A 14,328-nucleotide genomic window follows, 5' to 3' on the forward strand; every position below is an offset into this window, starting at 1 on the left:
CGGCCCTCGTGCAGGGGCCCGCCGCGAGCCTGCGAGCGGTGGGGGGCACGGGGGTCCTTCGTCTGCGAGGGGGCCGTTCCAGCACCTCACCGCGCCGACCGTCACGACACGCCCGGCCCCTGCCGGGGCCGCGCGCGCGGCTCGGCGACGATGACCGGATGGACGGCCGCAGCGAGTCCACCCGCGCCCGGCGCACGCCCCGCCGGACGTCCCCGGCGGCGCCCCTGCGGCGGCTGCGCGGCCCGGCCTGGCTCGAGGGGCCGATGGTCAGCTGCCACCTCGTCATCGGCGCCGCCGGGCTGCTGCTGGCCATCGGGCTGGTCATGGTCTTCTCCGCCTCGGCCATCGAGGCCGCGCTCGACGACCAGCCCGCCTGGCGCCCCGGCGTCGACCAGCTCGTCTTCGCCGTCCTCGGCCTGGCCGCGCTCGGCGTCGCGGTGCGACTGCCCGCCGGGCTGGTCCGCCGCTGGTCGCCGGTCGCGCTGGTCGCCGTCGCCGTGCTGCTGGTCGCGGTGCTCGTCCCGGGCGTGGGGGTCGAGTACAACGGCTCGCGCGCCTGGATCAGCCTCGGCTTCACCGACTTCCAGCCCTCGGAGCTGTCCAAGCTCGTCGTCGCCCTGTGGGGTGCGCACGTGCTCGCCCTGCGCGGCCGCCACCTGACGGTCCGCACGCTGCTGGTGCCCCTGCTGCCGGTCTTCGTCCTGCTCTGCGGCCTGCTCATGCTCGAGCCCGACTTCGGCGCGGTGGTCAGCCTGCTGCTCGTGGTGGGCGGGCTGCTGTGGGCCGGCGGCCTGCCCGGGCGGCTGTGGGGGATCGGCATCGCCGCCGGCGCCACTCTCGGCTACGCCATGATCGCGACCTCGGAGTACCGCCTGGAGCGGGTCACCTCCTTCCTGCACCCCTTCGACGACCCCAGCGACACCGGCTTCCAGGCCGTCCGCGGGTTCTACGCGCTGGCCAACGGCGGGCTGTGGGGGGTGGGCCTGGGCAACAGCGCGATGAAGTGGAACCTGCTGCCGGAGGCCGAGTCGGACTACATCTTCGCGATCATCGGCGAGGAGCTCGGCTTCCTCGGCTGCCTGGTCGTCGTCACGCTCTACGCGGTGCTGGCCTACGCCGGCTTCCGCATCGCCCGCCGGACCGCCGACCGCTTCGTGTCGCTGGCCAGCGTGGCGATCACCGTCTGGCTGGTCGGCCAGGCGGCCATGAACATGGGCTACGTGGTGGGCGTCCTCCCGGTCACCGGGGTCACCCTGCCGCTGGTCTCCGCCGGTGGCACCTCGCTGGTGCTCACCCTGTTCATCGTGGGGATCCTCATCCGCTTCGCCCGATCCGAGCCCGCGGCCATCGAGTACGCCCGCAGCCGCGACCGCGGCCGGCTGGCCCGCTGGTTGCTGCCGGTGCCCGAGCTCGCCGTCGACCCGGTCCGCCAGCGCCGCCCCCGGCCCGAGCCGGAGCCGGCCCGCCCGGCCCCGCGCCGGCCGGTCGGCGCCCACCCCCTGCGGCGGCCCGCCGAGGACCGCGGCCCCGCCCGCCGCGTGCCGCCGCCGGCCGCCCGCCGTCCCGACCGCGACCGGCGGGGCCTGGCCGACCGCCCGGGACGGTCCCGGTGACCGGCCCGGCCACCCGCCCGGGAGGCCGCCCGGGGAGCGTCGTCCTCGCCGGCGGCGGCACCGGCGGCCACATCGAGCCGATGCTGGCGCTGGCCGACGCGCTGCGGCGTCGCGACCCCGCGCTGCGGATCACCTGCCTGGGCACCGCCCGCGGCATGGAGACCCGGCTGGTCCCCGCCCGCGGCTACGACCTGCGGCTGATCCCGCCGGTCCCGCTGCCGCGCAGGCCCACCCTCGACCTGCTGCGGGTGCCCGGCCGGGTGCGCCGCGCCGTCGCCGAGACCCGCGGCCTGCTCACCGAGCTCGCCGCCGACGTCGTCGTCGGGTTCGGCGGGTACGTCGCGCTGCCGGCCTACCTCGCCGCGAGGCGCGCCGGCGTGCCGGTGGTCGTGCACGAGCAGAACGCGCTGCCGGGCCTGGCCAACCGGGTCGGCGCCCGGGTGGCCGCCCGGGTCGCGGTCACCGTGCCCGGGACGCCGCTGCACCGCGGCGAGCACGTCGGCATGCCGCTGCGCTCGGCGATCACCAGCCTCGACCGCGCCGCCACCCGGCCCGAGGCGCGCGCGCAGTTCGGTCTCGACGCCGACCGCCCGACGCTGCTGGTCTTCGGCGGGTCGCAGGGCGCGGCCTCGCTCAACCGGGCCGCGGTCGCGGCGGCCGACGCGCTCACCGCCGCCGGCATCCAGGTGCTGCACGCCCGCGGGCCCAAGAACACCGACGTCACGGTGCCGCCGCGGCCGGCCGGGTCGGCGCCCTACGTCGTCGTCGACTACCTGGAGCGCATGGACCTCGCCTACGCCGCCGCCGACCTCGCGCTCTGCCGCTCGGGGGCGGTCACCGTCGCCGAGCTCTCGGCCGTCGGGCTGCCGGCGGCGTTCGTGCCGCTGCCCATCGGCAACGGCGAGCAGCGGCGCAACGCGCTGCCGGTCGTCGAGGCCGGCGGCGGGCTGCTCGTCGACGACGCCGACCTCTCACCCGCCTGGATCGAGGCCACCGTGGTGCCGCTGCTCACCGACCCCGCGGCGCTGGCCGGGTACGCCGCCCACGCCGCCGCGGCCGGGGTCCCCGACGCCGACGAGCGGCTGGCCGACATCGTGCTGGAGGTGGCGACCGGTGACCGCTGACGCGACCACCGCCTGGACCGGCCCGGTGCCCTCACCGGCCGACCTCGGCGCGGTGCACTTCATCGGCATCGGGGGCGCCGGCATGAGCGGCATCGCGCGGATCCTGCTCGCCCGCGGGGTGCGCGTCTCCGGCAGCGACCGCCGCGAGACCCCGACGCTGCTCGCGCTGCGGGCCCTCGGTGCCCGGGTCGAGACCGGCCACGACGCCGCCCACCTCGGCGACGCCGACTCCGTCGTCGTCTCCTCGGCCATCCGCGAGGACAACCCGGAGCTGGCCGCCGCCCGCGCGCGCGGACTGACCGTGCTGCCCCGCGCGGTCGCGCTGGCCGCGGTGATGTCCGGGCGGCGCAGCGTCGCCGTCGCCGGCACGCACGGCAAGACCTCGACCACCTCGATGCTCACCGTCGCGGTGCAGGCCTGCGGCGTCGACGCCTCCTTCGCCATCGGCGGCACCCTCAACGAGTCCGGCAGCAACGCGCACGCGGGGGAGGGCGACGTCTTCGTCGCCGAGGCCGACGAGAGCGACCGCTCCTTCCTGCTGCTCGCGCCGTACGGGGCGATCGTCACCAACGTCGAGGCCGACCACCTGGACAACTACGGCGACCTCGCCGCCGTCGAGGCCGCCTTCGACCGTTTCCTCGGCACCGTCCACCCCGACGGCTTCGTCGTCGTCTGCGCCGACGACCCGGGCTCGGCCCGGCTGCGCGGCGTGCCCACCCCGGCGCGGCTGCGCACCTACGGCACCGCCGAGGACGCCGACCTGCGGATCGTGGACCTCGACGTCGGCCCCGACGCCACCGCCTGGACCGCCGTGCTCGACGGCGCCGTGCTCGGCCGGGTGCGCATCCGGGTGCCCGGGGAGCACATGGCCCGCAACAGCGCCGCAGCGCTGCTGGCCGGCCTGGAGCTGGGGCTGCCCGCCGACGGGCTGGTCGCCGGGCTCGAGCGCTTCGGCGGGGTGCACCGCCGCTTCGAGCTCAAGGGCACCGCCGCCGGCGTCCGGGTCTACGACGACTACGCCCACCACCCGACCGAGGTCACCGCGCAGCTGCGGGCCGCCCGCGCGGTGGCGGGGGAGGGCCGGGTGGTGGTGGCCTTCCAGCCGCACCTCTACAGCCGGACCCGCGAGTTCGCGGCGGCCTTCGGCGAGGCGCTGGGGCTGGCCGACGAGGTCGTGGTCATGGACGTCTACGGCGCCCGCGAGGACCCGGTGCCCGGCGTCACCGGCGCGATGGTCGCCGACGCCGTCCCGCTGCCGCCCGAGCGGGTGCACTTCGAGCCCTCGTGGTCGGCGGCCGCCCCGGCCCTCGCCGCCCGGGCCCGGCCCGGGGACCTGGTCATCACCATGGGGGCCGGCAACGTCTCCATGGTCGGCCCGGAGGTGCTGGCCGCGCTGGCCGGCCCGGGCGGCGGGGACGCCGTCCGGTGAGCCGCGCCGGCCTCACCACCGCCGACCGCGAGCGCGGGACGCCGGTCGAGGTCGCCCGGCCCGCCCGCCGGCGGCGCCGGGACACCCCGCGCGACCGGCGCCGGCGCCGCCTGGTCGGCGCCGCGGCGACCCTGCTGGTCCTGGCGCTGGCCTGGTGGGCGCTGTGGATGAGCCCGCTGCTGGCGGTGCGCGGGGTCCGCGTCGACGGCGCCACCACGCTGACCGCCGAGCAGGTGCGCACCGCCGCCGGGGTGGCCGAGGGGACGCCGCTGCTGCGGGTCGACGTCGAGGCGGCCGAGGCGCGGGTCGCCCGCCTGCCGCAGGTCGCCTCGGTGCAGGTCGCCCGCGGCTGGCCGGGCAGCGTCGTGGTCACCGTGGCCGAGCGGCGGCCGGTCGCCGTCGTCGAGGACGGCGGCACCCGCTCGCTGGTCGACGCCTCCGGCGTGCTGTTCGACACCGTCACCGGCGAGGCGCCGGCCGGGGTGGTGCCGCTCGACGTCGCCGACCCCGGTCCCGACGACGCCGCCACCCGAGCCGGCCTCGACGCGCTCGGCGCGCTGCCCACCGCGGTCCGGCAGCAGGTCGCCCGGGCGACGGCCCCCTCCGCCGACGACGTGACGCTCACGCTCACCGACGGCACCACCGTCGTGTGGGGCGGCACCGGTGACGACGCCGACGACGACCGGCGCGCCGCCGCGCTGGTGGCCCTGCTCGACCAGCTCGCCGCCGGCGCCATCGAGCCGGCCACGACCATCGACGTCAGCGCGCCGGACGCCGTCGTCCTCCGATGACGAAGGACCCTCCTGCCCCCCCACCCCTCGCTCCGCTCGAGGCGGGACCCTGCAGGAGGGCCGTTCCATCCCGTTGCCGTGCGTGCGTGGCCGCGTGCGGACCGCTGATCGACCGGCGCGCCGCCGACACGCCCGCTCCTGCGACACGCCCGACACGACATCGGGACCGAATCCGTCCACCGGTGCCGGTGCTCACGGTCTCCACCCCGGGATGAGGGATCGCCGGCCGCGGGTCGTCACGGTCGGTGGTGCAGATGTGACCAGCGGGTCGCCGGAGAACCGTGAGATGCGGGTGTCGCGACACGCCGGTCCGAGGAGGGTGCTTGATGGTGCCGACAGGGCCCACCTAACTTCGTCCGCGTCGACCCAGTTGACATAACGCTAAGTCTCCACTTGAGGATGAGGGTCGAGGTCGGGAGCCCCACATGACACCTCCGCACAACTACCTCGCGGTCATCAAGGTCGTCGGCATCGGCGGCGGCGGCGTGAACGCGGTGAACCGGATGATCGAGGTCGGTCTGAAGGGGGTGGAGTTCATCGCCATCAACACCGACGCCCAGGCACTGTTGATGAGCGACGCCGACGTCAAGCTCGACGTCGGCCGGGAGCTCACCCGCGGCCTCGGCGCCGGCGCGCAGCCCGACGTCGGCCGCCAGGCGGCCGAGGACCACCGCGAGGAGATCGAGGAGGTGCTCAAGGGCGCCGACATGGTCTTCGTGACCGCCGGCGAGGGCGGCGGCACCGGCACCGGCGGCGCGCCGGTCGTGGCCTCGATCGCCCGCAAGCTCGGCGCGCTCACCATCGGCGTGGTCACCCGCCCGTTCTCCTTCGAGGGCAAGCGGCGCGCCGTGCAGGCCGAGTCGGGGATCGAGGAGCTGCGCAACGAGTGCGACACGCTCATCGTCATCCCCAACGACCGGCTGCTGCAGCTCGGTGACCGCAACGTCAGCGTGATGGACGCCTTCCGCACCGCCGACCAGGTGCTGCTCTCCGGTGTCCAGGGCATCACCGACCTGATCACCACCCCCGGCCTGATCAACCTCGACTTCGCCGACGTCAAGTCGGTCATGTCCGGCGCCGGCTCCGCCCTCATGGGAATCGGCAGCGCCCGCGGGGACAACCGCGCGCTGCTCGCCGCCGAGCAGGCGATCGCCAGCCCGCTGCTGGAGGCCTCGATGGAGGGCGCCCACGGCGTCCTGCTGTCGATCTCCGGCGGCTCGGACCTGGGGCTGTTCGAGATCAACGAGGCCGCCTCGCTGGTGTCCGACGCGGCCCACGCCGACGCCAACATCATCTTCGGTGCGGTCATCGACGACGCCCTGGGTGACGAGGTCCGCGTGACCGTCATCGCCGCCGGGTTCGACGGTGGGCGCCCGTCCTCGCGCAAGGAGGGCGCGGTCGCCGCCGTCCCGTCCGCCGGGCCCACGACCGCCCCGGGGCGGCTGCCGTCGCCGCCGGTCGCCCCGGCGCCGCCGGCGGGCCTGCCGCGGGCCACGGGGGAGCGGCTGGTCGGGTCGGTGCCGCCGCCGGCCCCGGTCGCCCCGGCGCCGTCACCGGTGTCCCGCGCGACCCCGCCCGGCGGCGGCATCACCGTCCCGCCGCTGCCGCCGGTCAACGGGGCCGCGTCCGGCGCCGCCGGCCGCCGGCCGCTGGGCAACGAGGACTTCGAGGAGGAGCTCGACATCCCGGACTTCCTCCGCCAATGACGGAGACCCCTCGCTCTCCGGCCCCCTCGCAGGGGCCCGCCGCGAGCGTGCGAGCGGTGGGGGGCGAGGGGGTCCTTCGTCCGCCGGAGGTGCGCCCTCGACGGGTGGTCACCGACCGGCGGGGCGGGCGCTCGCGCCCGCCCTACGACGCGTTCAACCTCGGGGCCCACGTCGGTGACGACCCGGTCGACGTCGCGGCCAACCGCGAGCGCCTCGCCCGCGAGCTCGGTGTGCCCGGGGAGCGGCTGGTGTGGATGGACCAGGTCCACGGCACCGGCGTCGCCGTCGTCGACGGACCGGTCGAGGCCCCGCTGCCGGCCACCGACGCGCTGGTCACCCGCACGCCCGGTCTCGTGCTGTGCGTGCTCGTCGCCGACTGCGTCCCCGTGCTCCTGGCCGACCCGGTCGCCGGGGTGGTCGCCGCCGTCCACGCCGGCCGCGAGGGCGTGCGGCAGGGGGTGGTCCCCTCGACGCTGGCCGCCATGGTCCGGCTCGGCAGCCGCCCGGCCGACACCACCGCGCTGCTCGGCCCGGCCGTCTGCGGCGCCTGCTACGAGGTGCCGCGGGCGATGCAGGCCGAGGTGGCCCGGGTCGCGCCGGCGGCCGCCGTCCGGACCCGGCGGGGCACCCCGGGACTGGACCTGCGCGCCGGGCTCGACGAGCTGATGACCCGCGCCGGCGTGGCCCAGGTGGTGCACGACCCGCGCTGCACCGTCGAGGACCGCCGGCTGTTCAGCCACCGCCGCGACGGCGTCACCGGACGGCAGGCCGGCGTCACCTGGCTGTCCTGACGCAGGACCCCTCGCGTGCACTTCCGGGGAAGTGCACGGGCCCGATCCGGGAGGATCGGCGCATGACCTCCCCGGCCGACCGCCTGGCCGCCGTCCGCCGGCGCATCGCCGACGCCGCCCGCGCCGCCGGCCGCGACCCCTCCTCGGTGGCGCTGCTGGCGGTCAGCAAGACCTTCCCGGCCGACGACGTCCGCGCCCTGGCGGCCCTGGGCCAGACGGCGTTCGGCGAGAACCGCGCCCAGGAGCTCACCGCCAAGGCCGCCGAGCTCGCCGACCTGCCGCTGCAGTGGCACTTCGTCGGCCAGCTGCAGCGCAACAAGGCCGCCGCGGTGGCCCGCACCGGCGCCGTCGTCCACTCCCTCGACCGGCTGCCGCTGGCCCGGGCGCTGGCGCGGGCGGGGGAGGCGGCCGGCCGGCCGGTCGAGGCGTTCGTGCAGGTCGACCTCGGCGGGGCCGCCGGTGAGCTCGCCGAGCGCGGCGGCGCGGCGCCCGACGACGTCCCGGCGCTGGCCGACGCCGTCGCGGGGCTGCCCGGACTGCGGCTGCGCGGGCTCATGGCCGTCGCCCCGCGCGACGAGGAGCCCGGGCCGGCCTTCGCCCGGCTGGCCGCGCTGGCCGCCCGCGTGCGGGCCGACCACCCCGACGCCGCCGAGCTGTCCGCCGGCATGAGCGCCGACCTCGAGGAGGCCGTCGCGGCGGGCGCCACGCTGGTGCGTGTCGGAACCGCGCTCTTCGGCTCCCGGCCCCTACCCTCGCCCCGAGTCACACGAGTCACAGGGGTCCCACCCGGGTCCCCGGAGGAGGTCTGATGGCCGGGGCCATGCGGAAGATGGGCATCTACCTCGGACTCGTCGAGGACGACGACGCCCGCGCCTACGGGCGCTACGACGCCCGCCAGGCCGACCACCACGACCGGTACGACGACGGCCGCTACGACGAGCGCTACGACGACGGGCGCTACGACGAGCGCCGCGCCGGCCGCTTCGAGGGCCGTTTCGACGAGCGCGCCGACGACCGCTACGCCTCCGAGGGGCGCGCCGGGGCCGGCTACGGCGGCTACGACTCGCTGACCGGCGACCCCGGCTACGACGAGCGCTACGACCGCCGCTACGACGACGAGCGCTTCGACGAGCGCGCCGAGCCGCGCGGCCCCGAGCCCCGTGGCCTCGACCCGCGTGGCCTCGACCCGCGCGGCCTCGACGCGCGCGACGACGCCGCCGACCCGGAGCCGGCGCTGCCGCGCCGCGGCGCGACCCGGCTGGGCCTGGCCACCCCGGTGGCGTCCTCGGGGCCGGTGCCGGCGCAGGGGTCCGCCGGTGAGTCCCGGGTGCCGGCGTCGGCCGGCACCCCCGCCCCGCGCCTGGGCAGCGTCGGCGCGGGCGCCGGCACCGCCGGGGGAGCGGGCGGCGGCGCCGCGGCCGCCGGGCTGGCCGCCCGCGAGCCGGTCGCGGCCGCCGAGCCGGCCCCCGCCCCGCAGCCCTACCGGATCACCACGCTGAGCCCCAAGACCTACAACGAGGCGCGGGCCATCGGGGAGGCCTTCCGCGAGGGCAGCCCGGTCATCATGAACCTCACCGACCTCGACCACGCCGACGCGCGCAGGCTCGTGGACTTCGCAGCGGGACTGATCTTCGGCCTGCGCGGTAGCATCGAGCCCGTCACGGCCAAGGTGTTCCTGCTCAGCCCCAGGGACGTCGACGTGACGGCCGAGGACAAGGCCCGGATCCGCGAGGGCGGGTTCTTCGCCCAGTCCTGAGGTCGTCGGCCGGGGCGCTGGCAGACACACGGCACCGCGCGTGCCCCGGGACGAGCGAGGACAGTGGCTCTCTTCTGGCAGATCGTCTCGTCGATCCTGCTCGTCTTCCTGATCCTGCTGTTCGCGCGCTTCGTCGTGGACTGGGTGATGGTCCTGGCGCGCAGCTGGCGCCCGTCGGGCTTCGTGGCCGCGGGTCTCGAGGTCGTCTACGCGACCACCGACCCGCCGCTCAAGGCCATCCGGAAGGTGATCCCGCCGCTGAACCTGGGGTCCATCCGCCTCGACCTCGCGTTCATGGTCTTATTGATCGCCGTGTACATCCTGCGGAACATCACGACCGGTCTCGCCCTCACCGCCTGACCACCGCTCACGCGGCCCGCGCGTGATCGACCGTCCCCGTCCCCGCCGTCCGACCCGAGGTGAGCCCCTTGCCACTCACGCCAGCCGACGTGCACAACGTCGTCTTCAAGAAGCCGCCGATCGGGAAGCGTGGCTACGACGAGGACGAGGTGGACGCGTTCCTCGACGTGGTGGAGGCCGAGCTCGCCCGGCTGATCGAGGAGAACAACGAGCTGCGCTCGGGGTCGAGCACCGGCCGGGTCGCCGCCCAGGCCGCCGCACCCGAGCCGCCGCCGGCGCCCGCGCCGCCGCCCCAGCCGGTCGCGCGCGAGGACGACACCGCGCGGGCCTCCCGGATGCTGGCGCTGGCCTCGGAGACGGCTGACCGCTACGTCAACGAGGCCAAGGCGCAGGCCGACCAGATGGTCTCCAGCGCCAAGGCCACCAGCGACCGGCTGCTGTCCGACGCCCGGTCCAAGAGCGAGCAGATGGTCAACGACGCCCGCGCCCGCGCGGAGTCGATGGTCAACGACGCCCGCACCCGCGCCGACACGATGGAGCGCGAGGCCCGCGCCAAGGCCGCGGCCCTCGACCAGGACGCCGAGCGCCGGCACCGCGAGGTCATGGGCGGCCTGGAGGAGAAGCGCGCCAACCTCGAGCGCAAGATCGAGGAGCTGCGCACCTTCGAGCGCGAGTACCGCACGCGGTTCCGCTCCTACCTGGAGTCGCACCTGCGCGACCTCGACAGCCGCGGCTCGGCCGAGCCGTCGTCGGCCAGCCGGCAGACGCAGCACGCGCCCGCCTGAGGGGCGCGCACACCGCCCGAGACGACGAGAGAGGCCCCCGGACCAGGTCCGGGGGCCTCTCTCGTGTGTGCGCCCTGTGCCGGGCCGGCGCTCAGCCCTTGACGCTGCCGGCCAGCAGACCGCGGACGAAGTAGCGCTGCAGGCCCAGGAAGACGATGAGCGGCAGCACCATGGACACGAAGGCACCCGCGGCCAGCAGGAACCAGTCCGACCCGCGGGTGCCGGCGAGCTCGGCCACCCGGACGGTGAGCGGGACGACGTCGGGGGCGCCGCCGGCGAAGGTGAGCGCGACCAGCAGGTCGTTCCACACCCACAGGAACTGGAAGACGCTGAACGCCGCGATCGCCGGCGTGAGCAGCGGCAGCAGCACCTGGAAGAAGATCTTCACGTGACCGGCGCCGTCCATGCGGGCGGCCTCCACCAGCGACGCGGGGATCTCCTTCATGAAGTTGTGCAGGAGGAAGATCGCCAGCGGCAGCGCGAAGATCGAGTGCGACAGCCAGATGGTCCAGAAGGACCCGGCCAGCCCGGTGTCGACGTACAGGCTCAGCAGCGGGATGAGCGTCACCTGGATCGGGACCACCTGCAGCGCGAACACCGCGACGAACAGGAGGTTGCGGCCGGGGAACTTGATCCAGGCGAACGCGTACGCGGCCAGCAGTGCCAGCGAGATCGGGATGACCACCGCCGGCAGGGTGATGACCAGCGAGTTGACGAACAGTGCCGCGAAGTTCGTCGCGCCGCCGTAGAGCACCTCGTTGTAGTTGTCGAGGGTGAACTGCGGGTCGCTGAAGACCGTCCACCAGCCCGAGCGGCGGATGTCGAGCTCGGGCCGGAAGGAGGTGATGAGCAGGCCGAGGGTCGGCACCGTCCAGAGCACCGCGATGACCAGCGCGATGATGGAGGCGGCCGGGGAGCTGAGCTTGTTCTTGGCCGCCACCGCCCGGCGCTCGGTCCGGGTCAGCCGACGCTCGTCCGGGGGGACGGGCGCCATGACCGGCGTGGTCGTGGTCATCGGATCTCCTCGGCGAGACGCAGCTGGCGGACGTTGTAGGCGATGATCGGGATGACCAGGACGAACAGCAGCACCGCGAGCGCCGCACCGAGACCGAAGTTGAACTGCCGGAAGGCCTGCGTGTAGAACTCGTTCGCCACCACGCTGGTGCCGAACTGGCCACCGGTCATGGTGCGGACGACGTCGAACACCTTCAGCGTGGTGATGGCCACCGTGGTCAGGACGACGACCAGCGCCGGGCGGATGCTCGGCACCGTCACGTAGCGGAACATCTGCACGCCGCCCACGCCGTCGAGGCGGGCGGCCTCCACGACGTCGTCGGGGATGGCCTTGATGGCCGCCGACAGCACGGTCATGGCGAAGCCGGCCTGGATCCAGATCATGACGACGATCAGGTAGAAGGTGTTCGACGGCCAGTTCAGCAGGAACTGCTGCGGCTCGATGCCGATGAGCACCAGCAGCTGGTTGAGCAGGCCGATCTGGCGCACGCCCGGCTGGTCGGGGCGGTACTCGTAGACGAACTTCCAGATCACGCTCGCGCCGACCATCGAGATCGCCAGCGGGAGGAAGACCAGCGCCTTGGCCAGCTTCTCGAAGCGCGTGCGGTCGACGAGGTAGGCGTAGACCAGGCCGAGGCCGGTGGTCAGCAGCGGGACCAGGACCACCCACAGGAACGTGTTCAGCAGGACCCGCTGGAAGTTGTCCTCGGAGAACACCGTGGCGTAGTTGTCCAGGCCGACGAACTCCGAGCCGTCCCGGTTGTAGAACGAGCCCCGGACGGTCTCGACGGCGGGGTAGACGAGGCCGACGCCCAGCAGGAGCAGCGTCGGGCCGACGAAGCCGGCCGCCACGACCCAGGTGGGGACCCGCTTGGGCCGGTCGACCGCGAACAGGATCAGACCCATCACGGCCGCGAACAGGAGGATGGCGAACACCATCAGGGCGAACTTGTGCCCCGTGGTGCTCGCGTCGAGGAACCACTGCACCGCTGACGACCTTCTCTCGGCAACGGAACGCCGGGAGGACCGCGGCGCCGCCGCAGGTGCGGTGGCGCCACGCTCCCCCCGGCCTCCAGGGTGGTGGGACGGACGGTCCCGGTCAGCCGGGGTGGCTGACCGGGACCGCGGTGATCAGGACGTCGGCCAGGCGTTCTCGACGTCGGTGAGGACCTGCTGGGTCGGCTTGTCGTTCGCGATCCAGTTGGTCAGCTCGGTCCACAGCGCACCGGCGCCGACCTCACCCGGCATCAGGTCCGAACCGTCGAACCGGAAGACCGCGTTCGGGTCCTGGAACTGCTCGGCGGCCAGCTGGTCGATCGGCGAGGTCAGGTTCTCGACGTCGAGGCCGGTGTTGGCGCTGACCCAGCCCGGGCCGGAGACCTGGGCCTTGATGTTGGCCCACTCCGGCGAGGAGAGGTAGGTCTGGAACGCCTGGGTGGCCGGCTCGTCGTTGAAGGCCGCGGTGAACTCACCGCCGCCGAGGACCGGCGCCGTGTCGCCCTCGATGGGCGGCAGCGGGAAGGCGAAGATGTCACCGTCCTCGGAGATGTCGGTGCCCTCCGGCCAGTTGGCCTGGTAGAAGGACGCCTGGCGGTGCATGAAGCAGCTGCCGTCGAGGATGGGCAGGCCCGCGTCGGTGAACTCGGTGGTCGCGATGGACTGCACCTCGCCCAGGCCGCCGTTGACGTAGTCGGGGTTCTTCAGGACGCCGCCGACCGTGTCGAGCGCCTCGGCGATCTGCGGGTCGTTGAACGGGATCTGGTGGTTGACCCACTGGTCGTAGACGTCGGGGCCGGCCGAGCGCAGGACGACGTCCTCGAGCCAGTCGGTGGCCGGCCAGCCGGTGGCGTCACCGGAGCCGATGCCCGCACACCACGGCTTGGCGCCGGACTCGGCGATCTGGTCGGACAGGGCGATCATCTCGTCCCAGGTCTGCGGCACCTCGTAGCCGGCCTCCTCGAAGGCCGACGGCGAGTACCAGACGAAGGACTTGGCGTTGGCGCCGAGCGGGGCGGCGTAGAACTCGCCGTCCACCGAGCCGTAGTTCTTCCAGCTCTCGTCCCAGTACTCGTCGACGTTGGCCTCGGTCTGGGCCGGCGCGGGGACGACGGCGCCCTGGGCGACCAGGTTGGCCAGCAGGCCCGGCTGCGGCACGAAGGCGATGTCGGGGGCGTTGCCGCTCTGGACGCGGACGACCAGCTGGGCCTCGAACTCGCGCGAGCCCTCGTACTGGACGTCGACGCCGGTGCACTCCTCGAACGGCACGTAGGAGTCGATGTGCGGCTGGTCCTCGGGGTCGACGATCGAGGTGTAGACGCTGACCGTCTCGCCCTCCAGGTCGCCGAACTCCTCGTAGGGGGCGCAGTCGATGCTCAGCTCGGAGGCGTCGGTGGTCCCCCCCTCGCCGCTGCTGGTCTCGCTGGCACCGCAGCCGGCGAGCACCAGCGCCACACCCAGGCCACCGGCCAGCGCCGTGGAGCGTCGGCCTCTCGCGCGCATCGTCATGTGTTTCCCTTCGGTTGCTGCGGCGTCCTCGCCGCCCTGCTTCCTCGCACGCGGACGGACCGGCATCCCATGCCGGTCGCCGTGTTCGCCCGGGGACGATAAGCGGCCGAGCGGTCGGTTTCGCGCAACAGTGTTGAAACCGTTATGCAACGGCACCACTGGCTCATCCGGACGGGTCGTTCCGGAATCGGTGCAGGTCGGGAGACGGTGACGGTGCCCGCGTGCCCCGGACGGGTTGCCACGCCGGTGCCCCGTGGTCCCGGCGGCGGCCGACGTGTCACAGTGGGGCGATCTGCACCGGCGCAGAAGGGACGATCAGAGGAACCTCATGGCCGCCATCACCTACGACCACGCCACCTTGACCTATCCGGGGGCGTCCGCGCCGTCGGTCAGCGGGCTGGACCTCGACGTCGCCGACGGGGAGTTCCTGGTGCTGGTCGGCCCCTCGGGCAGT

The 14,328-nt window shown here is 74.7% G+C and carries 13 protein-coding genes; 10 read left to right on the forward strand and 3 right to left on the reverse strand.

The features are described from left to right. Positions 1-158 precede the first annotated feature (158 nt). The 10 genes from ftsW to ACI8AD_RS08745 all read left to right on the forward strand — a co-directional run bounded on the left by ftsW (position 159) and on the right by ACI8AD_RS08745 (position 10,355). The gene (gene ftsW / locus ACI8AD_RS08700; RefSeq protein ID WP_456870130.1) at positions 159-1,613 is read left to right on the forward strand and encodes a putative lipid II flippase FtsW; all 1,455 of its coding nucleotides are present in this window, start codon (positions 159-161) and stop codon (positions 1,611-1,613) included. Further along, complete coding sequence (murG, locus tag ACI8AD_RS08705; RefSeq protein ID WP_456870131.1) at positions 1,610-2,737, forward strand: undecaprenyldiphospho-muramoylpentapeptide beta-N-acetylglucosaminyltransferase; 1,128 nt, start codon at positions 1,610-1,612, stop codon at positions 2,735-2,737. Before ftsW ends, murG begins: the two co-directional genes overlap by 4 nt. Next, positions 2,727-4,166, forward strand: coding sequence for a UDP-N-acetylmuramate--L-alanine ligase (gene murC, locus ACI8AD_RS08710; protein WP_456870132.1), 1,440 nt, complete (start codon positions 2,727-2,729; stop codon positions 4,164-4,166). The genes murG and murC overlap by 11 nt, the downstream gene beginning before the upstream one ends. Then, positions 4,163-4,957 carry a cell division protein FtsQ/DivIB gene (locus ACI8AD_RS08715; protein ID WP_456870133.1) on the forward strand — a complete coding sequence of 265 codons (795 nt, stop codon included), beginning with the start codon at positions 4,163-4,165 and terminating at the stop codon, positions 4,955-4,957. Before murC ends, ACI8AD_RS08715 begins: the two co-directional genes overlap by 4 nt. Before the next feature lie 425 nt (positions 4,958-5,382). Further along, positions 5,383-6,663, forward strand: a complete 1,281-nt coding sequence (gene ftsZ, locus ACI8AD_RS08720; protein WP_456870134.1) for a cell division protein FtsZ — start codon at positions 5,383-5,385, stop codon at positions 6,661-6,663. Between the two features lie 104 nt (positions 6,664-6,767). Further along, on the forward strand, positions 6,768-7,454 hold the full coding sequence (pgeF, locus tag ACI8AD_RS08725; protein WP_456870135.1) for a peptidoglycan editing factor PgeF: 687 nt from the start codon (positions 6,768-6,770) through the stop codon (positions 7,452-7,454). Positions 7,455-7,516: 62 nt separating this feature from the next. After that, positions 7,517-8,263 (forward strand): YggS family pyridoxal phosphate-dependent enzyme, encoded by a 747-nt coding sequence (locus tag ACI8AD_RS08730; protein WP_456870136.1) that lies wholly within the window; start codon positions 7,517-7,519, stop codon positions 8,261-8,263. Beyond that, a complete protein-coding gene (gene sepF, locus ACI8AD_RS08735) occupies positions 8,263-9,210 on the forward strand; it encodes a cell division protein SepF (RefSeq protein ID WP_456870137.1) in 948 nt (315 codons plus the stop codon). Before ACI8AD_RS08730 ends, sepF begins: the two co-directional genes overlap by 1 nt. Positions 9,211-9,273: 63 nt before the next feature. Further along, positions 9,274-9,570 carry a YggT family protein gene (locus ACI8AD_RS08740; protein ID WP_089402918.1) on the forward strand — a complete coding sequence of 99 codons (297 nt, stop codon included), beginning with the start codon at positions 9,274-9,276 and terminating at the stop codon, positions 9,568-9,570. A 59-nt stretch (positions 9,571-9,629) separates the two neighbouring features. Continuing rightward, the gene (locus ACI8AD_RS08745) at positions 9,630-10,355 is read left to right on the forward strand and encodes a DivIVA domain-containing protein (protein WP_456870138.1); all 726 of its coding nucleotides are present in this window, start codon (positions 9,630-9,632) and stop codon (positions 10,353-10,355) included. Positions 10,356-10,446: 91 nt separating this feature from the next. On the opposite strand, the gene ACI8AD_RS08750 is transcribed toward ACI8AD_RS08745, so the two are convergent. From ACI8AD_RS08750 to ACI8AD_RS08760, 3 genes are all read right to left on the reverse strand, one after another. Then, positions 10,447-11,370, reverse strand: coding sequence for a carbohydrate ABC transporter permease (locus ACI8AD_RS08750; protein WP_456870139.1), 924 nt, complete (start codon positions 11,368-11,370; stop codon positions 10,447-10,449). Next, the gene (locus ACI8AD_RS08755) at positions 11,367-12,356 is read right to left on the reverse strand and encodes a carbohydrate ABC transporter permease (RefSeq protein WP_456870140.1); all 990 of its coding nucleotides are present in this window, start codon (positions 12,354-12,356) and stop codon (positions 11,367-11,369) included. The genes ACI8AD_RS08750 and ACI8AD_RS08755 overlap by 4 nt, the downstream gene beginning before the upstream one ends. A gap of 144 nt (positions 12,357-12,500) precedes the next feature. Continuing rightward, positions 12,501-13,868 (reverse strand): ABC transporter substrate-binding protein, encoded by a 1,368-nt coding sequence (locus ACI8AD_RS08760; protein ID WP_456870141.1) that lies wholly within the window; start codon positions 13,866-13,868, stop codon positions 12,501-12,503. Between the last annotated feature and the right edge of the window lie 460 nt (positions 13,869-14,328).

It is taken from the genome of Geodermatophilus sp. SYSU D00766, assembly GCF_054049915.1.